This is a genomic window from Streptomyces sp. NPDC036764 (genome assembly GCF_055609385.1).
Window position 1 is genome coordinate 1688037 of sequence record NZ_JBVJPT010000001.1, and the last position, 21384, is coordinate 1709420.

Below are 21384 nucleotides of genomic sequence, written 5' to 3' on the forward strand. Positions count from 1 at the left end.
ACCGGGGCGCCGGAAAAGAGGACGGTGCGGGGCTCGCGCCCCGCACCGGAAGCCGTACGACTCCTGCATCCGCCTACAGCCGCTGCCACAGGGCCGGGGTGGCACCCGGCGACCAGCGGCCCTGCGCCTGGTGGCTCTGGAGGCACTGGTAGCGCACGCCCGCGTGGGTCACCGTGGCGCCCGCCTCGTAGACCCGGCCCGCGGCCCATGTGGCGGCCGTGCCGTTGTCCTGCGGCGCGGGGGAGCCGGCCTGGGCGGTCGCGGTCTTCAGGACCAGGCCGAAGTCGCTCAGGATCGGGTTGATCGGCTGATAGAAGGTGGTCCCGCCGCCCGTGCAGTCCCCCGAACCGCCCGAGGTCACGCCCTGTGCCTGGGAGCCCGAGATGTACGGGCCGCCGGAGTCACCCGGCTCGGCGCACACGGTCGTCTCGGTGACGCCGTCCACGGTGCCCTCGGAGTAGCTGACACTCGTGTCGTGCTGCTGGATGGTCCCGCAGTGCCAGCCGGTGGTCGAGCCGGAACGGCAGATCGACGCGCCGACGAGTGCCTGCACCGAGCCCGTGACCTGCGTCCGCTGGCCGCCCTCGCCCTCCACGTCCGGTGTGGCGGTCCAGGTGTTGTTCACGCTCACCCAGGACATGTCCTTGCCGGGGAACGTGGACGCCTCGAAGGTGCCCTGCGCGGCCATGTTGAACCCGGTGGTCGAGTCGTCGGCGTTGCCGCAGTGACCCGCCGAGGCGAAGCCCTGCTGGGTGTCCTTGGTGACGGAGAACCCGATGGAGCAGCGGGCCGAGCCCTCGATGTAATAGGCGTCGCCGCCGACGACGTCCGCCAGCGGGCGGGGACGCGCCGCCGACACCTGGACGGTCACGCCCTTGTCCTGGACACCGGCGGCCTTGATGAACGCGGCCGCGGCCGGCCGCTTGACCGCCTGGACGACCACCCGGTTCGTCGGCACATCGACGTACCAGACCGGCGTGTCGCGCGTGTTGGCGCTGTTCGCGGCCTTGTCCAGCTTCTCCTTGACGTCCTGGAGTTCGCTCAAGGGGTGCTTGACGACGACGGCCTTCGCGCCCTGCGCCTGAATGGCGGACACGTCATCGGCGTGCGTGGTCGCGACCGCGAGCTCGGCGGAGGTCGCACCACGCAGCCAGGCGCCCGCGAAGCGCTTGCCCAGGGAGTTGCGCAGGCGCCCCGCGCGGACGCCCGCCTCCGCCTCGTTGACCAGCCGCTCGGCCGCCTGCCCCGGCTTCAGCTTCAGGTCACGCTCCATGGCGCGTACCACCGCGGCCGGCGGCCGGTCGGCACCGAGCGTCTGCGCGGCGGTGGACGCGGGCGCCGGCGGCGGCGCGGCCGTGGCGGCCGAGGTGACGCCGGTGAGGACGAGGGCGCCCAGAGTGGTCAGGGCGGCGCGGCGACGGGCCGCGGTATGTCTGCGGAGCATGCGATGTGCCTCCATCGAGTACGCGTGGGATTCCGAGCAGATGGAGGCCTTGACGCAAAGACATGAGTCAATGTCAGAAAAGATGATTTTTCGCGCTTTGGGGGGGTGTCGTTGGGTGCCATGTGCGCCAGCGGGACGATCACCAGAGTTTCATCGTTCGTTTTCTTGAATCATTCGTGTTTACGGAGGTAGGTTGGCCGCATGACCGCATCCCAGACTCCGACCCCCGCCGAGGAGCTCCGCGGTGCCGGCCTGAGGGTGACGGCGGCGCGTGTCGCGCTGCTCGACGCCGTCCGGGCCGGTGACCATCTCGGTGTCGAGGCCATCGCCTCCGGGGTGCGTGATCGCGTAGGTCATGTCTCCCTTCAAGCCGTGTACGAGGGCCTCCACGCGCTCACCGCGGCGGGACTCATACGTCGTATCGAACCGGCCGGCAGCCCGGCCCGGTTCGAGGGGCGCGTCGGCGACAACCACCACCACATCGTGTGCCGTTCGTGTGGTGTCGTCGCCGACGTCGACTGCGAGGTCGGCGAGGCGCCCTGCCTGACCGCGTCCGACGACCACGGCTTCGCGATCGACGAGGCCGAGGTCATCTACTGGGGCCTGTGCCCCGACTGTTCCACCGCCAACAGTGCACCCCGAGCACTGTGATCCACCTAGTTCGGAAGGTTTCCCATGGCTGAGAACCCCGATGCGATCGTCACTGACGCGAAGACGGAGGGCACCGGTGGCTGCCCCGTCGCGCACGGTCGCGCCGCGCACCCCACGCAGGGCGGCGGCAACCGTCAGTGGTGGCCGGAACGGCTCAACCTGAAGATCCTCGCCAAGGACCCCGTCGTGGCGAACCCGCTCGGTGCGGACTTCGACTACGCGAAGGCGTTCGAGGCCCTCGACCTCGCGGCCGTGAAACAGGACATCGCCGAGGTGCTCACGGACTCGCAGGACTGGTGGCCCGCCGACTTCGGCAACTACGGCCCGCTGATGATCCGTATGGCGTGGCACAGCGCCGGCACCTACCGCATCAGCGACGGCCGCGGCGGTGGCGGCCGCGGCCAGCAGCGCTTCGCGCCGCTGAACAGTTGGCCGGACAACGGCAACCTCGACAAGGCCCGCCGTCTGCTGTGGCCGGTCAAGAAGAAGTACGGCCAGTCCATCTCCTGGGCCGACCTCATGATCCTCACCGGCAACGTCGCCCTGGAGCAGATGGGCTTCGAGACCTTCGGCTTCGGCGGCGGCCGTGCCGACGTCTGGGAGGCCGACGAGGACGTGTACTGGGGTCCTGAGACCACCTGGCTCGACGACCAGCGCTACACCGGCGACCGTGAGCTGGAGAACCCGCTCGGCGCCGTCCAGATGGGTCTGATCTACGTCAACCCCGAGGGCCCGAACGGCAACCCGGACCCGATCGCGGCGGCCCGCGACATCCGCGAGACGTTCCGCCGCATGGCGATGAACGACGAGGAGACCGTCGCCCTGATCGCCGGTGGCCACACCTTCGGCAAGACCCACGGCGCCGGCCCGGCCGACGCGGTCGGCAACGACCCCGAGGCCGCCGACATGGAGCAGCAGGGCCTGGGCTGGAAGTCGACCTACGGCAGCGGCAAGGCAGGTGACGCGATCACCAGTGGTCTGGAGGTCACCTGGACCACCAAGCCCACCCAGTGGAGCAACGACTTCTTCGACATCCTCTTCGGCTACGAGTGGGAGCTGACCCAGTCCCCGGCCGGCGCCAACCAGTGGGTGGCGAAGGACGCGCAGGAGATCATCCCCGACGCGCACGACGCGTCGAAGAAGAAGCTCCCGACGATGCTCACCACCGACCTGTCGCTGCGCTTCGACCCGATCTACGGTCCGATCTCGAAGCGCTTCCACGAGAACCCGGCCGAGTTCGCGGACGCCTTCGCCCGCGCCTGGTACAAGCTGACCCACCGTGACCTGGGCCCGAAGTCCCTGTACCTCGGCCCGGAGGTCCCGGCGGAGACCCTGCTGTGGCAGGACCCGCTGCCCGCCGCCGAGGGCGAGGCCATCGACGCCGCCGACGTGACGGCGCTCAAGGCCAAGATCCTCGACTCCGGCCTGACCGTCCCGCAGCTCGTCAAGGCCGCGTGGGCGTCCGCCGCCACGCACCGCGCCAGCGACAAGCGCGGCGGCGCCAACGGCGGCCGCATCCGCCTGGAGCCGCAGCGCGGCTGGGAGGTCAACGACCCGGACGAGCTCGCCCAGGTCCTGCGCACCCTGGAGAACATCCAGGGCGAGTTCAACTCGGGCGCCAAGAAGGTCTCCCTGGCCGACCTGATCGTCCTCGGTGGCTCCGCCGCCGTGGAGAAGGCCGCCAAGGACGCCGGCGTCGCGGTCGAGGTCCCGTTCGCCGCGGGCCGTGTCGACGCGACCGAGGAGCACACGGACGCCGAGTCGTTCGCGGCGCTGGAGCCGGCGTACGACGGGTTCCGCAACTACCTCGGCAAGGGCAACCGCCTGCCGGCCGAGTACCTGCTGCTGGACCGCGCCAACCTGCTCGCGCTGAGCGCCCCCGAGATGACCGTCCTGGTCGGCGGTCTGCGCGTGCTGGGCGCCAACCAGAACGGGTCCAAGCACGGTGTCCTCACCGAGACCCCGGGCAAGCTGACCAACGACTACTTCGTCAACCTGCTCGACCTGGGCACGACCTGGAAGTCCACCTCCGAGGACCAGACCACGTTCGAGGGTTTTGACGCCTCGGGCAAGGTCAAGTGGACCGGCACCCGTGCCGACCTCGTCTTCGGCTCGAACTCCGAGCTGCGCGCCCTCGCCGAGGTCTACGCGAGCGACGACGCCAAGGAGAAGTTCGTCAAGGACTTCGTCGCGGCGTGGGTCAAGGTCATGAACCTGGACCGGTTCGACCTCGTCTGATCACTCCCCGCAAGACGTCCAGGCCGGCCCGCACGGGTCGGCCTGGACGTCTTTTTTCTGCGCCCGTGCGCGCTGTCCCACGCGTCGCACCCTTCACAGAACGCACACCACACCCCATCAATTATTTATGTTTCAAGCGGATAGGCTCGCCGAAACAGGGGAGAGGCCGACGACGGCCCACCCGTCGCGCCCGTCGCGCCACTCGCTCCTCCTGCCCCCCACCAGCACAGGAGACTCGGCGTGGTTGACGGCGACGTAGTGGTGATCGGCGGCGGCTATGCCGGCGTCCGCCTGGCCAAGCGACTCGACACGACCGCACGGGTCACGCTCGTGGACCGCAAAGAGGTCTTCTTCCATCGCATCGCCTCCCTGCGTGCCGGAGTGCGCCCGGACTGGTCGCACAGCCCGTTCATCCCTTACGACCGGCTGCTGCGCAACGGCCGCGTGGCCGTCGGCAAGGCGGTCCGTATCGACACCGGCGAGCGGCAGGTCGTCCTCGGGACGGGCGAGCGGCTCCGGTACGACGTGCTGGTGATCGCCACCGGCGCCGACTACCCCGAGCCGGCCCGCTTCAGCGGCACCACCACCGACGAGGCGGTGAAGTCCTTCGTCACGCACCAGCAGCACATCGCCACGGCCGAGCACGTCCTGGTCGTCGGCGGCGGGCCCTCCGGTGTCGAGCTCGCGGCCGAGATCCGCCTCGCCCGGCCCGATGCCCGGGTCACGCTCGCGCACTCCGGGCCGGAGCTGCTGCACTCCACGGGCGGCACGCGGGCCGGGCGCAGGGCGCGGAGCTGGCTGGAGTCCCATGACGTGGAGGTTTGGCTGGACTCCTTCATGTCCCCGGGCAACGATTTCGGCACCTACCGCGACGCCCGCGGCAACATCATCGAGGCGGACCGTTCCTTCTGGGCGACCGGCACCACGCCCAACACGCTCTGGCTGCGGCTGGCCGGCCACGGGGACTGGCTGAACGGCACGGGTCACGTCAAGGTCGACGAGGCGCTCCGCCTCCGGGGATGGCTGGACGTCTTCGCGGTCGGGGACGTCAACGACGCCACGGACCTCAAGATCACCCCGGCCGCGCTCGCGCAGGCCGACCTGGCCGCCCACAACATCCGCGCCTACCTCAACAGCGCCGGCAAGCACCGCAAGCAGCCCCGGTTCTACCGGCCGATCCACCGCACCCCGCTCATCGTCCCGTTCGGCCCGGCCGACGGCGTGACGGTCCTGCCGGTACCGGGCGGCGAAACGGCGGTCCTCGGCAGCCGTACCACGACCCTTGCCAAGGCGAAGAACCTGATGACGCCGTACATGAGGCGCCAGCTCGGCTACAGCGCGGCGTGAGCGCCATCGGCCGGGTGGCCTGAGCGTGTCCGTCCGGTGTGGGGGAGGCCACGTCGTTCGGGAGATCGTGGGCATGTTCCGTGCCGGGGCAGCCGGGCTACCGTTTGAGGGATCCCTCTTCCCCTGATGGCTTTCGGCCATCGCCAGTGTCTCGGACGGTCCGGCAGTGCTCGCAGACCTCTCCCCGATCATCGCGGCGACCACCCAGTGGCTGACCCGCTCCTACCCGGCGTGCGGCGGTGCCCTGGCCGCCGCCCTGGGCGAGGTGCAGGCCCGGCAGGCGGTCACGGTCGCGGCATGGCTGCGCTACCCGACGCCGACGGACGCCGCGCTGGTCCGGATGGCCGGCCCCGGCGGTTCGGCCGGCCTGGACTGGATCACCGGCTCGGACGCGGCCGCGCAGGAGGACCCGGACGACTTCGCCTGGCGCACCTGGGTGGACGAGGTCGTCGCGAGCTGGGCCGGCTGCCTGCTGATCGACGCCGACCTCGCCCGGCGCGCGATCGACGCCGTCGCCGACGGCGGCATGACCACCGCCGCCCCGGTCGAGTTCCGGCGCCTGGTGTCGCCCGATGCCGACGACCGCCGCGCGGCGGCCCTGCTGCGCCACCCCGACCTCCTCGCCCCCGTGGCGGCCCTGCACCGCACGGCACTTCACGAGCGCCTCGGCCCGGGGCAGGCGCTGATCGCCTGAGGCGGATCAGCGCTGTCGGAGGAGCACAGGAGCACCACGAGGCGACGGCCCCGAGGGTGCCTCAGGCCTTCTTGCCGCGGCCCGTCAGCGCGTCGCGCAGGCGGTCGACGAGGCCGACACCCGGGGCCAGCAACTTGTTGGCCGGCGGCTTGTCCGGGGCGGACGGGTGCGGTCGGGTCGGTGCCACCTTCTTGGCCTGACGCACCTTGTCGCCCAGGTCGTCGAGCGCCTGAGGGGGACAGGCGGCCCGGAGCTGCGGGAAGAGGTTCCCCTCCTCGTCGGCGATGTGCGAGCGGACCTCCGACATCAGCATCCCGATCAGCCGGTCGAACTCGGGATCGCCGGCGTCGCACCCCTCCAGGTCCTTCATGATCCGCTCGGCCGTGGAGTGGTCCTCGGTCTCCCGGTCGGCGATGGCGTCGCCGCCCGCCACATGCTGCCGCACGGCGGGGTACAGGTAGGCCTCCTCGGCCACGGAGTGCCGTACCAGCTCGATCGTGACCTGGTCGGCGTACAGCTTGCGGTCCTTGCTGCCGGGCGTGAGCCCTTCGATCCTGCCGAAGAGCTCCTCGACCTCGCGGTGATCGGTCATCAGCTCGTCGATGACGTTGCCGCCATGACCCATGTTCTCCACCTCCAGCCTCGGTCGGCGGCCCGGACGGGCACGCCGTGCGCTTCGAGTGCCCGCGGCGGACGGGCTCACACGACGCCGCCCCGAGCGCCGGCGCCGCGAGCATGCGTCCTAGGGTGCGGGCATGAGCTCGCAGGCATACCTCTCCGAACTGTTCTCGCTGGAAGGCCGGGTCGCCGTGGTGACCGGTGGCAGCTCCGGCATCGGCCGCGCCATCACCGAGGCCCTCGCCCGGGCGGGCGCGAGCGTCGTGGTCGTGGCCCGCAGAAAGGCGGAGCTGGCCGCGACCGTCGGCGAGTTGGAGGCCCAGGGCTGCCGCGCGGCCTGGGTGAGCGCGGACCTGGGCACCCGCGACGGCGTGCGCGCCGCGGCCGAGGAGGCGGTCGAGGCGTTCGGGGAGCCCGACATCCTCGTGAACTGCGCCGGGATCAACCTGCGGCCCCCGATGGCCGAGCTCGGCGAGGACGTCTGGGACACCACGATGGCCCTGAACCTCGACGCGCCCCATCTGCTGGGCCGGCGGTTCGGACCCGGCATGGCCGAGCGGGGCTTCGGGCGGATCATCCACATCACCTCCCAGCAGGCGCACCGGGCCTTCGTGCAGAGCGGCGCCTACGGCGTCTCCAAGGGGGCGCTGGAATCGCTGGCCCGTTCCCAGGCGGAGGCCTGGTCGCCGTACGGCGTCACCTGCAACACGCTCGTGCCCGGCTTCGTCATGACGCCGCTCAACACCCGCCTGTCGTCCGACCCGGACAAGGTGGCGGCGCTCGCCGCGCGCACCATGGTCGGGCGCAACGGCCTCGCGGAGGACTTCGCAGGCGCGGCCGTGTTCCTCGCGAGCCGCGCCTCCGCCTACGTCACAGGACAGTCGATCTTCGTCGACGGCGGATTCTCGGTCCACTGAGCCCGCGAGGTCCGACCCGTCAGCGCAGGTCGAGCCGCATCAGGATCCGGGGGTGGCCGGCCAGTACCGAGGTCGTGTCGGCGACGTGGACGAACCCCGCGCGCTCGAAGTTCTTGCGGATCCCGGCGTACGCCATCGTCAGGTCGACCCGGGCGTCGCCGTTGTCGAGCGGATACGCCTCGATCGCCGGAGCGCCCCGCTCGCGGGCGAACTCGACCGCTCCGGTGATCAGGGCGTGGCTGATCCCCTGCTTGCGATGGCCGGGGCGGACGCGAATGCACCACAGCGACCACACCGGCAGGTCGTCGACGTGCGGGATCTTGCGGTTGCGGGCGAAGGACGTGGCCGAGCGCGGCGCCACCGCGGCCCAGCCCACCGGCTCGTCACCGTCGTAGGCGAGCACCCCCGGAGGGGGATCGGCGCGGCACAGCTCCGCGACGAACTCGCCGCGGGCCGGTCCGCGCAGCTCGTTGTTCAGCTTCGACGGGATGCGGTAGCTCAGGCACCAACAGACGCTCGCCGTGGGCGACTTCGGGCCGATGACCGGACGTACGTCCTCGAAGACGGATGCCGGGCGGACTTCTATGGCCATGGCGCCACCCTGTCATGGGCGCCGACCAACCGGTGAGAGGAGCCGGCCGGACCCGCGTCAAGCCGTGGCGTGGAACCCGTGCAGCGTCTTGGTGACCTGTGTGTCGGAGACCCAGCCGAAGTCGTCGTACCACTCACCGACCACATGCAGGCCCGGCGGCTGTTCGAGGCAGACGAGGTCGTCGCACTCGGGGCGCAGGGCGGCGACGGTCCGCGCGCTGCCGACGGGGACGGCCAGGACGAGCCGCGCAGGACCGTGACGGCGCAGGAAGCGCAGCGCGGCGGTGGCGGTCAGGCCGGTGGTCAGGCCGTCGTCGACCAGGACGACGGTGCGGCCGTTGACGGACGGGGGCGGGCGGCGGCCGCGGTAGAGGTATTCGAGGCGGTGCAGCTCGTTGCGTTCGTGTACGACGACGTCGCCGAGCCGATCCTCGGACAGATGCATCATGGCCAGGCTCCGCCGGTCGTACAGCGGCGGGTCGTCGGCGACGACCGCTCCGATCGGCGTCTGCGGCCGGATCGGCGTGCTGATCTCCCCGGCGACCAGTACATCCAGCGAGGCGCGCAGCGCACGTGCGACCTCGCAGGCCACAGGCACGCCACCCGGGGGCAGGGCCAGCACGAGCACGTTGACCGGGTCGCCCGACCCGGCCCGATCGACCAGCCGCAGGCCGAGCTCCAGTCCGGCGTGGGTACGGTCGCGAAATGGCACGGCGGTCCTCCCTCACGTTGGGCGCAGCCGCCGAGTGCCCGGCGCGACCTGGGCGAAACGCCTGCCGAAGCCGAGTGTGGCCGTCACCCGACCGGGTAGTGCGCCCATGACAGCCGTCGGACTCAACGGTCCGGCGTTCGACGACCACGCGATGGACACCCGCCGGTACGCCGAACGCCGACAACCCGAATTGATGACGATTCAACCGTGGCCGGTACGCCGGGCTGCGTACCCGCCACTCAGAATGCATGGTGGTGGCATGAGCACGCGTCCCCCCGTGGTGGTGTCGCCGCCGGAGCCGGACGGCGGGCGTCAGGTGACGATCCGTGACGAGCCGACGGGCACCGCCTACAGCCTGTTCGACGTCATGGACCTGGTGCACCGCGCGGGCCTGCCCGCCGAGGACCGGGCCGTCGACGACCCCGAGCTGATCGAGTGGCGCGGCGGCGGGCCGTACGACTGGAACAGCCCGGACCCGTCCGACAAGGCGAAGGGGTGAAGGGCGAGTGCCGCCCCCACCCTGGTAAGTCCGAGGTTCCCGGCGACGAGTCCGTGGCCTTCACTGAAGTCGGAAAGTCCGAACGGACCACGACTTCACGGGGACTCACATGAACCGCAGGAAGAGCATCGTCACGGCAGGCCTGACCACCACCCTGTCCGCCCTCGCCCTCACCCTCGGCGGCCTGGCCGCCCCCGCGCAGGCGGCGGGCACCGTCGACTGCGACGGCTGGGTGCACAACAACAACCCGGACCACGGCATCGCGGGCTGCCACAACAACACCGACCGCACCATCACCTTCCGTGCCGAGGTCGTCTGCGGCTGGGCCCCGGACGTCTCCGGGCAGTGGGTGACGCTGGCACCGGGTCAGTACGGCGAGTCCTCCGGCGTCTGCGCGATCTACAGCTCGGGCGTCGGCAGCGTCGGCTGGACCATCCAGTAACGGCCGTCCGGCCCTGACCCGGCGGGCGAGCCCGGAGGGGTGTCCGGTACCGGAGGGCGGGGTACGCGGCGACGGACGGAAGGGGAGACCCATGCAGTTCCGTGACCGCGCCGAGGCCGGCCGGGAGCTGGCGGAGCAACTGCGTATCCGGCAGGACAAGGGGGACCTTCCGCAGCCGGTCGTCCTCGCGCTGCCCCGCGGCGGCATCGCGGTCGCCCGGGAGATCGCCCGGGTTCTTCGGGCCCCGCTGGACGTGCTCGTGGTACGCAAGATCGGGGCGCCGTTCCACGAGGAGTTCGGCGTCGGCGCGCTCGCGGGCGAGGACCCTCCGCTCTTCGACGAGCAGACCCTGTTCCAGTTGGGGCTGAGCGAGGCCGACCTCGCACCGGTCGTCGAGCGGGAGCGCAAGGAGCTGCGGCGGCGCGAGGAACGCTATCGGCAGGGCCGCCCGGCTCCGGAGCTGGGCGGCCGTACCGCCGTGGTGGTGGACGACGGGGTGGCGACCGGCTCCACCGCGCGCGTCGCGCTGCGCGCCGTACGCAACCGGTCGCCCGAGCGCCTGGTCCTCGCCGTACCCGTCTGTGCTCCGGAGGCGGCCGAGGAACTGCGCCGGGAGGTGGACGACTTCGTCTGTCTGCACCAGCCGCGCCTGTTCAGCGCGGTCGGCGAGTGGTACGAGGACTTCCGGCAGCTCACCGACGCCGATGTGCTGGAGGCGTTGCGGGGCGACTGAGGCTCACCCCAGGGCGGCGGGCTTGCCGAGGGCGAGCGCGCCGTCCGGGCCGAGGGTGACATGGACGCCGTAGCCGATGCGGTCGAGGGTCGTGTGCAGCCAGCCGCGGGCCTCGGCCGGCGCCGGCTCCAGACGCATCCGGCGGGCCAGCAAGGGCTCCATGCGCAGGCCGGCGAGTTCGCCCGTGTCCGACGTCAGTGTCACGAAGTAGGCGATGCGCAGGTCGTCGCGGTACTGCTCGTAGCCGGGGATGCCCTCGTAGTCGTCGATGAAGTCGCCGCAGCCGTGCAGGATGAGCCGGTCCCGGTAGACCTCGACGGCTCGCGGGTGGTGCGAGGAGTGGCCGTGGACGACGTCGGCGCCGCCGTCCACCAGGGCGTGGGCGAAGCGGCGCTGTTCGCGGGGGACCGGGTAGCCCCAGTTGGAGCCCCAGTGCACGGACACGACCACGATGTCGCCGGCCCGCTTCACCTGCCGAATCCGCCGTACCGCCGCGGCGGCCGCGGCCGGCGACAGTTCGGGCACGTAGGCGACACCGGGCAGGTCCTCGGTCGCCGCCCAGCCCGCCGGGATGCCGCTGTCGGCGGCGCCCAGGGCGAAGACGAGCACGCGGCCGCCATGGGGGAGCCCCAGCGCCACGGGCGCGTACGCCTCCTCCGCGCCACGCCCGGCACCCGCCGTGTGCAGGCCCGCCCCGTGCAGCACGTCGAGCGTCTCCTTGAGACCGGGGCGGCCGAAGTCCTGGACATGGTTGTTGGCCAGGACACAGACGTCGGGCCGGGCCACCGTGAGGGCCGGCAGGTTGGCCGGGTGCATGCGGTAGTGGACCGCCTTGCCGGGCTCGAACGCGTCACTGCGCGTGACGGACGTCTCCAGGTTGACGATCCGGACGTCCGCACCGCTCGCCTCCAGCAGCCGCAAGGCCTCGCCCCACGGCCACGACGCGTCCACCGGGACCGGGATCCGGCCGCTCACCGACTCCGCCATGCTCACGTACGCGCGGGCGTCCGTGATGTATCCCTCCCGCAGCACCGGATCGCCGGGCCGGGCCAGGATCTGGTCGACGCCGCGTCCGAGCATCACGTCGCCACAGACGAACAGCGTCACCGTGCCGCCGCTCATGCCTCCACGGTACGAGCCCTGCGCGCCCGTGCCGAGCGCCGGGTGCGCCTCATACGTCCACGGTCAACCTGCACGACCACCCGTACGGATCCGGACCGATGCGCAGCCCGTGCCAGGAGACGTCCTCGAGACTGGCGCCGGTGACCTCCACGTCGGACAGATCGGCGAGGGCGATCCGTACGTCGACGTCGCCCTCCGTGGCGTCGGCCTCCAGGTCCACCGGTACCCGGCCGTCCTCGTCGAGGCGCACCGCGACTTCATCGAGGAGCGCCGTCAGGAGCCCCTCGTCGGTGTCCTCGGCGAGCCGCACCCGCTCCACCGAGGTGGGTCGTACGGTGGTGACGTCGGCGAAGCACTCCACCATCCCCAGCGCGGCCTCCACCAGACACCGCTCGCGACTCACCGCCCACGCCTCGATCCGTACGTCGGCCGCGTGCGGCACGGCCCGATGGCCGCTCTCGCCGCGTCGCCGCGCCTGGATGACGTCGTCCGTGTCGCCGACCATCGGCATCACCTGATCCACCGAGTCGTCCCCGAGGAGTGCTACACGGACAGGGATACCCGACCACGGGCACGGCATACCGCCACCGCCGAGGCCGAAGGAGCCGACATGCCGGACATGGAGCAGGACGAAGCACGCGGGCGGTTCGCCGCGGCACCCGTCGCGCGGCTGGCGACGGTCGACCCCGAGGGCCGGCCGCATCTGGTGCCGGTCGTGTTCGCGTCCAACGGCGACGAGATCGTGACCGCCGTGGACGCCAAGCCGAAGCGGTCGAAGGGGCTCAAACGGCTGCACAACATCTCCGTGCGCCCGGCTGTCTGCCTGCTGGCTGACGAGTACGACGCCGACTGGGACCGGCTGTGGTGGGTCAGAGCGGACGGCGGCGCCCGGATCCTGCAGCCCGGTGCGGCGGATCAGGCCACGAGCGCCGAGTACGCCGACGCCGTGGAGCTGCTGCGGCAGAAGTACCCCCAGTACCGGCAGGAGCCCCCGAACGGGGCCGTAATCGTGATCACGGTGCTGCACTGGAGCGGCTGGCGGGCCGTGCCGGGCGACGAGTGATTCCACTGGCTCGGTAATCCACAGCCGCAGACCCATTGACCTTGACCATCCACGAACATAATCTCCGTCCTCATATGTAGACGAGGTCTGCATGTGAGGACCCCATTCAGTGGGGTGAACGTAAGCGGCCGGCGTTCAAAGGAGAACTGACATATGCCGCTCGTGGTGGTCGGGATCAGCGTCCTGGTCCTGCTCGTCCTGATGACCAGACTCAAACTGAACGGCTTCGCGGCCCTGCTCCTGGTGGCGGTCGGCGTCGCCCTGGTCCAGGGGATCGCGCTGGAGGAGATCCCCGACGTCCTCGCCGAGGGCATCGGCGGCCAGATCGGCGACACGATGCTCACCATCGGGCTCGGCGCGATGGTCGGCCGGGTGCTGGGCGACTCCGGCGCCGCCCAGCGAATAGCCGGCCGGCTCCTCGACGTGTGCGGGCCGCGCTGGGTGCAGGTGGCCATGGTGCTGACCGCCATGCTCATCGGCGTGACGATGTTCTACGAGGTCGCGTTCGTCATCATCGTCCCGATCGCCTTCACCCTCGTCCGGGTCACCCGGGCGAACCTGCTGTGGGTGGGGCTGCCGATGTCGATAGCCCTGTCCACCATGCACAGCTTCCTGCCGCCCCACCCGGGCCCCACCGCGGTGGCCGCCACCTTCCACGCCTCCGTCGGACTGACCCTGTTCTACGGCCTGTTCATCGCCGTCCCGGTCGGCGCGTTCATCGCCCTGCTGTGGCCGCGCCTGCCGTTCGTGCGGGCCATGAACCCCGCCATCCCCGAGGGCCTGGTCAGCGAACGGGTCTTCGAGGACGACGAGATGCCCGGCATGGGCATCTCGCTGTCCGTCGCCCTGCTGCCCGTCGTGCTGATCGCCGGGGCGGCCGTGGCGGACCTGGCCGGGGCCGGCGACGGCGGCCCGATGCACTTCGTGGCGTTCATCGGCTCCGCGCCGATCGCCCTGCTGCTCACCCTGCTCGTCGCGATCTGGGCGTTCGGGCCGCGCATCGGGCGCAGCCTCGCCGAGGTCAGCGCCTCGTGCAAGGAGGCCGCCCAGGCGATGGCGATGATCCTGCTCGTGATCGGCGCGGGCGGAGCCTTCAAGAACGTCCTCGTCGAGGGCGGGATATCCGACTACATCAAGGACGCCACCGGCGGCTGGTCGATCTCCCCGATCATCCTCGCCTGGCTGATCGCGGCCATCCTGCGCGTCGCCCTCGGCTCCGCGACCGTCGCCGTCGTCACCGCCTCCGGCGTGGCGCTGCCCCTGCTCGCGGGCAGCGGCGTCCACCCCGAGGTCATGGTCCTCGCCGTCTCCTGCGGCTCGATCGCCTTCTCCCACGTCAACGACCCGGGCTTTTGGATGTTCAAGGAGTACTTCAACCTGTCCGTCCTGGACGCCATCAAGGCCCGCACCACGTACACGACGGTCCTCGCGATCCTCGGCCTCGGTGGCGTACTGGTCCTGGAACAGGTCCTCGACGCCCTCAAGGTCTGACCCACCGCCCGCCCTCACGAGAACGGCACCTCCCGCCATGAGTCAGCCCGTCGTCACCCGCTTCTCCGTGTATCCGGTCGCCGGCCGGGACTCGATGCTCCTGAACCTCTCCGGGGCCCACGCCCCGTACTTCACCCGCAACGTCGTCGTTCTGGAGGACTCCGAGGGCCGCACCGGCCTCGGCGAGGTACCCGGCGGGGAGAAGATCACACGGACCCTGCGGGACACCGAACCCCTGGTCGTCGGCGCGCGCGTGGGCGACTACAAGAACGTCCTGCGGGCGATCGGGGCCACGTTCGCCGACCGTGACGCGGGCGGTCGCGGCGCGCAGACCTTCGACCTGCGCACGACGGTGCACGCGGTCACCGCCGTCGAGTCCGCGCTGCTCGACCTGCTCGGACAGCACCTGGAGGTCCCGGTCGCCGCCCTGCTGGGCGACGGCAAACAGCGCGACTCCGTACGGGTCCTCGGCTACCTCTTCTACGTCGGCGACCCGGACCGCACCGACCTGGACTACGTCCGCGCGCCCGACGCGGACGTCGAGTGGTACCGCGTCCGGCACGAGGAGGCGCTGACCCCCGAGGCGATCGTCCGCCAGGCCGAGGCCACCTACGACCACTACGGCTTCCGCGACTTCAAGCTCAAGGGCGGCGTCCTGGCCGGCGAGGAGGAGGTCAAGGCCGTGACCGCGCTCAAGGAACGCTTCCCCGAGGCGCGGATCACCCTCGACCCCAACGGCGCCTGGTCCCTGAGCGAGGCCGTCGAACTGTGCCGCCCGCTCCTGGGCACCCTCGCCTACGCCGAGGACCCCTGCGGGGCGGAGGCCGGCTACTCCGGCCGGGAGATCCTCGCGGAGTTCCGCCGGGCCACCGGCCTGCCCACGGCCACCAACATGATCGCCACGGACTGGCGCCAGCTCACCCACGCCCTGGCACTCCAGTCGGTGTCGATCCCGCTCGCCGACCCGCACTTCTGGACCATGCAGGGCTCGGTCCGGGTCGCCCAACTGTGCAACGCGATGGGGCTGACCTGGGGCTGCCACTCCAACAACCACTTCGACATCTCGCTGGCGATGATGGCCCACTGCGGAGCCGCCGCGCCCGGTGAGTACAACGCCCTGGACACCCACTGGATCTGGCAGGAGGGACGGGAACGGCTCACCGTCGAGCCGCCGCGGATCACCGGCGGCGAGGTCGCCGTGCCGGACACACCCGGACTGGGAGTCGACCTGGACATGGACCGGCTACTCGCCGCGCACGCGCTCCACGAGGAGAAGGCGCTGTCCGGCCGGGACGACGCCGTCGGCATGCGGTACCTGATCGAGGGCTGGACCTTCGACCCGAAGCGGCCCTGCCTCGTGCGCTGAACCACTTCCGGATGCCGTCACAGGGCGAAGACGCGGCGGGCGTTGCCGTGCAGGAACAGCTCCCGCGTCTCCTCGTACAGACCCAGCCCGTCCAGGTGCTCCAGCGCCCGACTCGGCGTGATCATCGGGTAGTTGGAGCCGAACAGCACCTTGCGCCGGCCCCGGCCGCGCAGATACTCCACCAGCTCCGGCGGATACCGGCACACGGTGCAGGCGCTGGTGTCGGTGAAGACGTTCTCGGGTTCACCCGGACCACGGCCGCGATGCGGGCACTGGCCCACTGGGGAGCCTCTGACGGGGGCGGCTGAGCGGGCTCCTGAGGGCGATTTGCTGACGCGGGGTGGGTGACCGGAATCCTGGGCGCCCCCTGACGCGGGATGGATGACCGGGAGTCCTGGGCGCACCCTGGCGCGGGCGCGTGACCGCGGCTCCGCCGTGGCCGACCGCCGCTGCCTGCCCCGCCACTATCGTGAGCCCATGCACTCGACGCGAGTCTCCCGGCATGTCGACGCCCCGCGTGCGGCCGTCTACCGAGCGCTCCTCGACGCGGACGCCGTCGCGCGATGGCGGGTGCCGGACGGCATGACCGCCCGGGTGCACGAGTTCGACGGCCGGGAAGGCGGGACGTTCCGCGTCTCGCTCACCTATGACCTGCCCACCGGCACGGGAAAGTCGGACGAGCGGACCGACACCTACCACGGCTCCTTCGTGCGGCTTGTGGCGGACGAGCTGGTGGTCGAGGAGGTCGAGTTCGAGACCGACGATCCCGCCCTGCACGGCACGATGACCATGACCACCACCCTCGCCGACGCCTCGGGCGGCGGCACCGACGTCACGATCGTGCACGACGGGATCCCCGACGTCGTGCCCGCCGCGGACAACGAGGCCGGCACCCGCATGGCCCTCGCCAACCTGGCCCGGCTCGTGGAGAGCGCACCGCCGCCGCACCACGTGTGAGCCGACGCTCACGACGCGTCGGACCTCACTTACAAGTGACCTGGCGCTTACGTGATCTTTGCCTGGGGTTCGCCGCCCGTACGAAAGCGCTCGCTTCGATGCGGAAGTATGGACACCGAACTGCTGGCAGGGCTGCGCGTCGACTACACCGACCAGGACGACCCGGTACTGATCCGGCCGGATGGCAGCCCGGTGGACACCTGGCGCGAGAACTACCCGTACCAGGAGCGCATGGAGCGCCCCGAGTACGAGTGGCACAAGCGGCTCCAGCAGATCGAACTGCTGAAGCTCCAGAGCTGGATCAAGGAGTCCGGCCGCCGGCTCGTCATCGTGTTCGAGGGGCGGGACGCGGCAGGCAAGGGCGGCACCATCAAGCGCTTCACCGAGCACCTCAACCCGCGCGGCGCCCGGGTGGTGGCATTGGAGAAGCCGACCGAGCGTGAACGCGGGCAGTGGTACTTCCAGCGGTACGTCGAGTATCTGCCGACGGCCGGCGAGATCGTGCTGTTCGACCGGTCCTGGTACAACCGGGCCGGCGTCGAGCGAGTGATGGACTTCTGCACCGACGACGAGTACCGGCGCTTCATGCGGCAGGCCCCGGCCTTCGAGCGGATGCTCGTGGACGACGGCGTGGACCTGGTCAAGTTCTGGTTCTCGGTCTCCCAGAGCGAGCAGCGCACCCGCTTCACCATCCGCCAGGTCGACCCCGTACGGCAGTGGAAGCTCAGCCCCATGGACCTGGCCTCGCTGGACCGCTGGGACGACTACACCGCCGCCAAGGTCGCCATGTTCCGTGAGACGGACACCGAGCACGCGCCCTGGACCGTGGTGAAGAGCAACGACAAGAAGCGGGCCCGTGTCGAGGCCATGCGCAGCGTGCTGGCCCGCTTCGACTACACCGACAAGGACGAGGAGGTCGTGGGCACTCCCGACCCCCGGATCATCGGTGCCGCCGCCGGACTGCTGGAGGCCGGCGAGGACGACACCGGGCACTAGGACTGAGGTCCCGCAGCCCAGGCGCTAGCCGCGGGGGAGCACTGTGACTCGACGGAAGTTGCAGGGCTTTCCCGGCGTCTGCCCGGCGGGCGCCGACCGGTGCTGATGGGCCTTGAGCGCGGCGCTGACCAGGCTCATCAGCAGGTCGACGTCCGTGTCGCAGTCCAGGTGGACGGTCACCCAGTCCGATCCCGGGACGAGCCTGATCGCGGTGGAGACCTGAAGGTCGTCGCGCAACCGCCGGATGGCCGGCACGGTCAGGTGCAGGTCCACATCCCGGTCGGAGTGGAAGTGCACGATCTCGCTGTGGACGGTGCGCAGTGCCCGCCCGGTGCCGCAACCGGCCGGGCCCGAAGTGAGATCGGGCCAGGCTTGCAGTTGTTCGATGGCACGTTGGGCCAGTGTCATAGCCCCATGGTCACCCGATCACCGCGTCGCAACCAGAGGTTGAGCGATTCGTAACCGGTGTGTGAGGTGTCTGACAGCCGCCCGCCGTCGGCCGTGAGGACCCTCAGTCCGGCGGTGTCGGGGTGTCGTGCGTGCGGTACATCGCCTGTACGTCCAGCTCGAGCTGCACCGTCGGCCCGACCACCGCGATGCCGCGGGCCAGCATGGTGCGCCAGTTCAGGGTGAAGTCCTCCCGGTGCAGCTCGGCCTTGGCCAGCGCCGCGCACCGCAGTTCCTCGCCGTAGCCGCCGTTGACCGAACCCAGGTAGGTGGTGTCCAGATCCACGGACCGGCTCACGCCGTGCATGGTGAGCGAACCGTGCAGGGTCCACTTGGCGCCGCCGCGGTAGGCGAAGCGGGTGCTCACGAAGTCGATGTACGGGTAGCGCTCGACGTCCAGGAAGTCCCCCGAACGCAGATGGGTGTCCCGGGTGTTGTTGCCCGTCGTGATGCTGGCCGCGTCGATCCGCACGGACACCTGCGACTCGGCCATGTCCGGTGCGACGCGGATGCCGCCGGTGAACCGCTCGAAGCGGCCGTGGACATGGGCCATGCCGACGTGCTTGGCGATGAACCGGATCGCCGTGTGCGGCGGGTCGAACAACCAGGTGCCGGGCGCCGGCAGCTCCAGTTGCCGGGCCGACACGAGCTGGACCCGGACGGTCTGCTGGGCGGGACCGGCGACCACGTCCACGGGTTCGCGGTGCGGGGACAGGCCCTCGGCCGTGATCATGAGGCTGTACCGGCCCGGGGGCAGGGCGGCGAAGAAGAGGCCATACGGGTCCGTCGTACCGGACGCCACGACCTGGTGCGAGTCCAGCGCGGTCACGGTCACGTCGGCGCCGCGCATCGGCAGCCCCAGCGGATCCACGACCTCACGGCCCACGACGCCCGCTCCGGGCGGCACGGGCAGGGGAACGCCCGGAGCTCCTCGGGAGCGTCGACTCCTGAGCAGACCGAGGGGCATGCTGATCACCTTTTCTTCCAGCGTGGGGGGAACTTCGAACGGGTGGGGGGTGAGTTCGGGGGAGGGGTCAGCCGGCGACCGTGGCCGGCGGAGCGCCCTCGTAGGCCGCCCGCAGCACGGCGAGCACGCCGTCGGCCGTCACCGGGCGGGGATTGGCGTACGCCTGGCCCGCGGTCTGCTCGGCGGCCGTCGCCAGGTCTGCTTCGGTGAGGCCCAGTTCGGCCAGCGAACGGGGCGCGCCGAGGCGTCCGGCCAGCTCCCACAGGGCCGTCGGCGCGTCGGCCGTGTCCAGCGCGCGAGCCACCGCGGCGGCCGCGTCCGGCGCGGCGGAGGCGTTGTAGGCGAGGACGTACGGCAGCACCACAGTGTGCGTCTCGGCGTGCGGCAGCGAGAAGGTGCCGCCCAGGACATGGCACAGCTTGTGATGCAGGCCCATGGTGGTGGCGCCCAGACAGGACCCGCACAGCCAGGCCCCGTACAGGGCACGCCCGCGGGCCTCCCGCGAAGCCGGGTCGGAGGCCACCGCCGGGAGCGCCCGCGCCATCGCCCGTACGCCCTCCTCGGCCATCAGCGCGACCAACGGCGAGGTGTCGGGGGCGTACAGGGCCTCCACGGCGTGCGCGACGGCGTTGACGCCGCTGGTCACCGAGAGCGGCACGGGCAGTGAGAGGGTGAGCTCGGGGTCGTACACCACGCTGCGGGGCAGCACCTTCGGATCGCGGCCGGTGCGCTTGACGCCGTGCTCGGTCAGGCCCCACACCGGGGTCATCTCCGAGCCGGAGTACGTCGACGGCACGGCGATCAGCGGCAGGCCGGTGCGCAGGGCGATCGCCTTGCCCAGCCCGATCGCCGAGCCGCCGCCCACCGCCACGCACCCGTCCGCGGCCGCCGCGCGGGCCGCCTGGACGGCTCCGTCGGCGACCTCGGCGGGAACGTGCATCCGCGCCCGGTCGTGCAGCCCGGCGCACGCCGGACCGAGCGCGTCGGCGACCGCCCGCGCGGTGTCCGCGCCCCGCGTCCCGCACACCACCAGCACCCGCCGCAGCCCGAGCCGTTCCACCTCGCCGGGCGTCGCCGACACCGCAGCGCCGGCGCGGAAGACGACCCGCCCGGGCCGGCTCTCGTAGGAGAAGTCGAGGACGTCCGTCACGACGGCTCCAGTACGAGGTCGAACCGAGCCTGCCGGAAGGGGTTGGCCACACCGAACTCGTCTGCCGCGGACGGGTCGTCGACGGGGGCGAAGTCGGTGACGAGGCCCGGCTTGACGGCGAACACCGCGTCCGAGTCCAGGTAGTCGCTGCCCGCGACGAAGATGTGCGTGGTCACCGGGGTGTGTCCGGCGGCGGAGGCGATGAAGTGGATGTGCGCGGGCCGGTAGGGGTGCCGTCCGGTGGCCCGCAGCAGCCCGCCCACCGGCCCGTCCGTCGGGATCGGGTACGGGCTCGGCACGCACGTGCGGAACCAGAACCGTCCCTCGCCGTCCGCGGTGAACAGGCCGCGGCCGTTGCCCGCGGGCTGCACGTCCGGCTGCTGCACGTCGTAGAAGCCGTTGCCGTCGGCCTGCCAGACATCGACCAGCGCGCCGGGCAGCGGGGTGCCGTCCCGGGACAGCACCCGCCCGCTCACCACGCACGGCTCGCCGCCGCCCACAAGGTCGATGTCCGTGCCGAGTTCGCGCACGGGCGAGGCGGTCATGTGGAAGGGGCCCAGGACCGTCGACTCGGTGGCGCCGGGGCCGTGCCGGTCGTTGAGCGTCTCCACCAGCATCGAAAGACCGAGCACGTCGGACAGCAGGATGAACTCCTGCCGGGTGTCCGTGCACATCTGCCCGGTCGCCGTCAGGAAGCCGATCGCCCGCTCCCACTCCTCCTGCGTCAGCCGCGTCTCCCGGGCGAAGGCGTGCAGATGCCGCACGAGCCCGGTCAGCAGCTCCCGCAGCCGCGGATCGGCGGTGTCCCGCACGCTGGCGACGACCTCGTCGGTGACTGTCGGCTCGTCCGCCATGCCGGTTCCCTCTCCGTGCTCCTGTGCGCCCGTCCCATCTGTGCCCGTCCCGGCTGCGCTCATTCCGGCCGTGCCCATTGCGGCT

The 21384-nt window shown here is 71.3% G+C and carries 24 protein-coding genes; 13 read left to right on the forward strand and 11 right to left on the reverse strand.

Going from position 1 to position 21384, the window contains the following annotated elements:
* Window positions 1-73 precede the first annotated feature (73 nt).
* The gene (locus ACZ69Q_RS06580; protein ID WP_471037367.1) at window positions 74-1444 is read right to left on the reverse strand and encodes an alpha-lytic protease prodomain-containing protein; all 1371 of its coding nucleotides are present in this window, start codon (window positions 1442-1444) and stop codon (window positions 74-76) included.
* Window positions 1445-1645: 201 nt separating this feature from the next.
* On the opposite strand from ACZ69Q_RS06580, the gene ACZ69Q_RS06585 reads away from it, so the two are divergent.
* The 4 genes from ACZ69Q_RS06585 (at window position 1646) to ACZ69Q_RS06600 (ending at window position 6374) form a co-directional block, all read left to right on the forward strand.
* Window positions 1646-2095 (forward strand): Fur family transcriptional regulator, encoded by a 450-nt coding sequence (locus ACZ69Q_RS06585; RefSeq protein ID WP_093748167.1) that lies wholly within the window; start codon window positions 1646-1648, stop codon window positions 2093-2095.
* A 24-nt stretch (window positions 2096-2119) separates the two neighbouring features.
* Window positions 2120-4333 carry a catalase/peroxidase HPI gene (gene katG, locus ACZ69Q_RS06590; RefSeq protein WP_471037372.1) on the forward strand — a complete coding sequence of 738 codons (2214 nt, stop codon included), beginning with the start codon at window positions 2120-2122 and terminating at the stop codon, window positions 4331-4333.
* Between the two features lie 240 nt (window positions 4334-4573).
* Window positions 4574-5680, forward strand: coding sequence for an NAD(P)/FAD-dependent oxidoreductase (locus ACZ69Q_RS06595; protein WP_471037376.1), 1107 nt, complete (start codon window positions 4574-4576; stop codon window positions 5678-5680).
* Between the two features lie 166 nt (window positions 5681-5846).
* Window positions 5847-6374 (forward strand): hypothetical protein, encoded by a 528-nt coding sequence (locus ACZ69Q_RS06600; protein WP_471037379.1) that lies wholly within the window; start codon window positions 5847-5849, stop codon window positions 6372-6374.
* A 61-nt stretch (window positions 6375-6435) separates the two neighbouring features.
* On the opposite strand, the gene ACZ69Q_RS06605 is transcribed toward ACZ69Q_RS06600, so the two are convergent.
* On the reverse strand, window positions 6436-6999 hold the full coding sequence (locus ACZ69Q_RS06605; protein WP_471037383.1) for a hemerythrin domain-containing protein: 564 nt from the start codon (window positions 6997-6999) through the stop codon (window positions 6436-6438).
* A 130-nt stretch (window positions 7000-7129) separates the two neighbouring features.
* On the opposite strand from ACZ69Q_RS06605, the gene ACZ69Q_RS06610 reads away from it, so the two are divergent.
* Window positions 7130-7909: an SDR family NAD(P)-dependent oxidoreductase gene (locus ACZ69Q_RS06610; RefSeq protein WP_471037386.1), complete on the forward strand. Its 780-nt coding sequence runs from the start codon at window positions 7130-7132 to the stop codon at window positions 7907-7909.
* A 19-nt stretch (window positions 7910-7928) separates the two neighbouring features.
* On the opposite strand, the gene ACZ69Q_RS06615 is transcribed toward ACZ69Q_RS06610, so the two are convergent.
* A complete protein-coding gene (locus tag ACZ69Q_RS06615) occupies window positions 7929-8501 on the reverse strand; it encodes a GNAT family N-acetyltransferase (protein ID WP_471037389.1) in 573 nt (190 codons plus the stop codon).
* A 57-nt stretch (window positions 8502-8558) separates the two neighbouring features.
* Window positions 8559-9212 (reverse strand): phosphoribosyltransferase, encoded by a 654-nt coding sequence (locus ACZ69Q_RS06620; RefSeq protein WP_471037392.1) that lies wholly within the window; start codon window positions 9210-9212, stop codon window positions 8559-8561.
* A 259-nt stretch (window positions 9213-9471) separates the two neighbouring features.
* Between ACZ69Q_RS06620 and ACZ69Q_RS06625 the strand changes: the two genes are divergently transcribed.
* The 3 genes from ACZ69Q_RS06625 to ACZ69Q_RS06635 all read left to right on the forward strand — a co-directional run bounded on the left by ACZ69Q_RS06625 (window position 9472) and on the right by ACZ69Q_RS06635 (window position 10886).
* Window positions 9472-9711 (forward strand): hypothetical protein, encoded by a 240-nt coding sequence (locus ACZ69Q_RS06625; protein ID WP_393504667.1) that lies wholly within the window; start codon window positions 9472-9474, stop codon window positions 9709-9711.
* Between the two features lie 109 nt (window positions 9712-9820).
* Window positions 9821-10153, forward strand: a complete 333-nt coding sequence (locus tag ACZ69Q_RS06630; RefSeq protein ID WP_471037394.1) for a hypothetical protein — start codon at window positions 9821-9823, stop codon at window positions 10151-10153.
* 91 nt (window positions 10154-10244) lie between these two features.
* On the forward strand, window positions 10245-10886 hold the full coding sequence (locus ACZ69Q_RS06635) for a phosphoribosyltransferase (RefSeq protein ID WP_471037397.1): 642 nt from the start codon (window positions 10245-10247) through the stop codon (window positions 10884-10886).
* Between the two features lie 3 nt (window positions 10887-10889).
* Here the strand turns inward: ACZ69Q_RS06635 and ACZ69Q_RS06640 are convergent, their stop codons facing one another.
* Window positions 10890-12008 carry a CapA family protein gene (locus ACZ69Q_RS06640; RefSeq protein ID WP_471037400.1) on the reverse strand — a complete coding sequence of 373 codons (1119 nt, stop codon included), beginning with the start codon at window positions 12006-12008 and terminating at the stop codon, window positions 10890-10892.
* Between the two features lie 49 nt (window positions 12009-12057).
* Window positions 12058-12513 carry an archease gene (locus ACZ69Q_RS06645; protein WP_471040112.1) on the reverse strand — a complete coding sequence of 152 codons (456 nt, stop codon included), beginning with the start codon at window positions 12511-12513 and terminating at the stop codon, window positions 12058-12060.
* Window positions 12514-12618: 105 nt separating this feature from the next.
* Here ACZ69Q_RS06645 and ACZ69Q_RS06650 point away from each other — a divergent pair, with 105 nt between their 5' ends.
* From ACZ69Q_RS06650 to ACZ69Q_RS06660, 3 genes are all read left to right on the forward strand, one after another.
* Entirely contained in the window at window positions 12619-13071 is a 453-nt protein-coding gene (locus ACZ69Q_RS06650; protein WP_471037403.1) for a TIGR03668 family PPOX class F420-dependent oxidoreductase, read from the forward strand.
* A 153-nt stretch (window positions 13072-13224) separates the two neighbouring features.
* Window positions 13225-14562 carry a gluconate:H+ symporter gene (locus ACZ69Q_RS06655; RefSeq protein ID WP_471037405.1) on the forward strand — a complete coding sequence of 446 codons (1338 nt, stop codon included), beginning with the start codon at window positions 13225-13227 and terminating at the stop codon, window positions 14560-14562.
* 37 nt (window positions 14563-14599) lie between these two features.
* Window positions 14600-15928 (forward strand): enolase C-terminal domain-like protein, encoded by a 1329-nt coding sequence (locus tag ACZ69Q_RS06660; RefSeq protein ID WP_471037407.1) that lies wholly within the window; start codon window positions 14600-14602, stop codon window positions 15926-15928.
* 17 nt (window positions 15929-15945) lie between these two features.
* Here ACZ69Q_RS06660 and ACZ69Q_RS06665 read toward each other — a convergent pair whose 3' ends face one another.
* Window positions 15946-16209, reverse strand: coding sequence for an amidohydrolase family protein (locus ACZ69Q_RS06665; RefSeq protein ID WP_471037408.1), 264 nt, complete (start codon window positions 16207-16209; stop codon window positions 15946-15948).
* Between the two features lie 196 nt (window positions 16210-16405).
* Between ACZ69Q_RS06665 and ACZ69Q_RS06670 the strand changes: the two genes are divergently transcribed.
* Window positions 16406-16885, forward strand: a complete 480-nt coding sequence (locus ACZ69Q_RS06670) for an SRPBCC domain-containing protein (RefSeq protein WP_471037410.1) — start codon at window positions 16406-16408, stop codon at window positions 16883-16885.
* A gap of 108 nt (window positions 16886-16993) precedes the next feature.
* The gene (ppk2, locus tag ACZ69Q_RS06675) at window positions 16994-17881 is read left to right on the forward strand and encodes a polyphosphate kinase 2 (RefSeq protein WP_471037413.1); all 888 of its coding nucleotides are present in this window, start codon (window positions 16994-16996) and stop codon (window positions 17879-17881) included.
* A 24-nt stretch (window positions 17882-17905) separates the two neighbouring features.
* Here the strand turns inward: ppk2 and ACZ69Q_RS06680 are convergent, their stop codons facing one another.
* From ACZ69Q_RS06680 to ACZ69Q_RS06695, 4 genes are all read right to left on the reverse strand, one after another.
* A complete protein-coding gene (locus tag ACZ69Q_RS06680) occupies window positions 17906-18289 on the reverse strand; it encodes a luciferase domain-containing protein (protein ID WP_471037417.1) in 384 nt (127 codons plus the stop codon).
* A 103-nt stretch (window positions 18290-18392) separates the two neighbouring features.
* Window positions 18393-19295 carry a YceI family protein gene (locus ACZ69Q_RS06685; RefSeq protein ID WP_471037420.1) on the reverse strand — a complete coding sequence of 301 codons (903 nt, stop codon included), beginning with the start codon at window positions 19293-19295 and terminating at the stop codon, window positions 18393-18395.
* A 67-nt stretch (window positions 19296-19362) separates the two neighbouring features.
* Entirely contained in the window at window positions 19363-20445 is a 1083-nt protein-coding gene (locus tag ACZ69Q_RS06690) for a maleylacetate reductase (protein WP_471037423.1), read from the reverse strand.
* Window positions 20442-21299 carry an intradiol ring-cleavage dioxygenase gene (locus tag ACZ69Q_RS06695; RefSeq protein ID WP_471037425.1) on the reverse strand — a complete coding sequence of 286 codons (858 nt, stop codon included), beginning with the start codon at window positions 21297-21299 and terminating at the stop codon, window positions 20442-20444. The genes ACZ69Q_RS06690 and ACZ69Q_RS06695 overlap by 4 nt, the downstream gene beginning before the upstream one ends.
* Between the last annotated feature and the right edge of the window lie 85 nt (window positions 21300-21384).

Coding starts and splice junctions, on each gene's coding strand:
- ACZ69Q_RS06580 (WP_471037367.1), bottom strand. CDS start 1,444: ATGCTCCGCAGACATACCGCGGCCCGTCGCCGCGCCGCCCTGACCACT.
- ACZ69Q_RS06585 (WP_093748167.1), top strand. CDS start 1,646: ATGACCGCATCCCAGACTCCGACCCCCGCCGAGGAGCTCCGCGGTGCC.
- katG (WP_471037372.1), top strand. CDS start 2,120: ATGGCTGAGAACCCCGATGCGATCGTCACTGACGCGAAGACGGAGGGC.
- ACZ69Q_RS06605 (WP_471037383.1), bottom strand. CDS start 6,999: ATGGGTCATGGCGGCAACGTCATCGACGAGCTGATGACCGATCACCGC.
- ACZ69Q_RS06610 (WP_471037386.1), top strand. CDS start 7,130: ATGAGCTCGCAGGCATACCTCTCCGAACTGTTCTCGCTGGAAGGCCGG.
- ACZ69Q_RS06615 (WP_471037389.1), bottom strand. CDS start 8,501: ATGGCCATAGAAGTCCGCCCGGCATCCGTCTTCGAGGACGTACGTCCG.
- ACZ69Q_RS06625 (WP_393504667.1), top strand. CDS start 9,472: ATGAGCACGCGTCCCCCCGTGGTGGTGTCGCCGCCGGAGCCGGACGGC.
- ACZ69Q_RS06630 (WP_471037394.1), top strand. CDS start 9,821: ATGAACCGCAGGAAGAGCATCGTCACGGCAGGCCTGACCACCACCCTG.
- ACZ69Q_RS06635 (WP_471037397.1), top strand. CDS start 10,245: ATGCAGTTCCGTGACCGCGCCGAGGCCGGCCGGGAGCTGGCGGAGCAA.
- ACZ69Q_RS06640 (WP_471037400.1), bottom strand. CDS start 12,008: ATGAGCGGCGGCACGGTGACGCTGTTCGTCTGTGGCGACGTGATGCTC.
- ACZ69Q_RS06645 (WP_471040112.1), bottom strand. CDS start 12,513: ATGGTCGGCGACACGGACGACGTCATCCAGGCGCGGCGACGCGGCGAG.
- ACZ69Q_RS06650 (WP_471037403.1), top strand. CDS start 12,619: ATGCCGGACATGGAGCAGGACGAAGCACGCGGGCGGTTCGCCGCGGCA.
- ACZ69Q_RS06655 (WP_471037405.1), top strand. CDS start 13,225: ATGCCGCTCGTGGTGGTCGGGATCAGCGTCCTGGTCCTGCTCGTCCTG.
- ACZ69Q_RS06660 (WP_471037407.1), top strand. CDS start 14,600: ATGAGTCAGCCCGTCGTCACCCGCTTCTCCGTGTATCCGGTCGCCGGC.
- ACZ69Q_RS06670 (WP_471037410.1), top strand. CDS start 16,406: ATGCACTCGACGCGAGTCTCCCGGCATGTCGACGCCCCGCGTGCGGCC.
- ppk2 (WP_471037413.1), top strand. CDS start 16,994: ATGGACACCGAACTGCTGGCAGGGCTGCGCGTCGACTACACCGACCAG.
- ACZ69Q_RS06680 (WP_471037417.1), bottom strand. CDS start 18,289: ATGACACTGGCCCAACGTGCCATCGAACAACTGCAAGCCTGGCCCGAT.
- ACZ69Q_RS06685 (WP_471037420.1), bottom strand. CDS start 19,295: ATGCCCCTCGGTCTGCTCAGGAGTCGACGCTCCCGAGGAGCTCCGGGC.
- ACZ69Q_RS06695 (WP_471037425.1), bottom strand. CDS start 21,299: ATGGCGGACGAGCCGACAGTCACCGACGAGGTCGTCGCCAGCGTGCGG.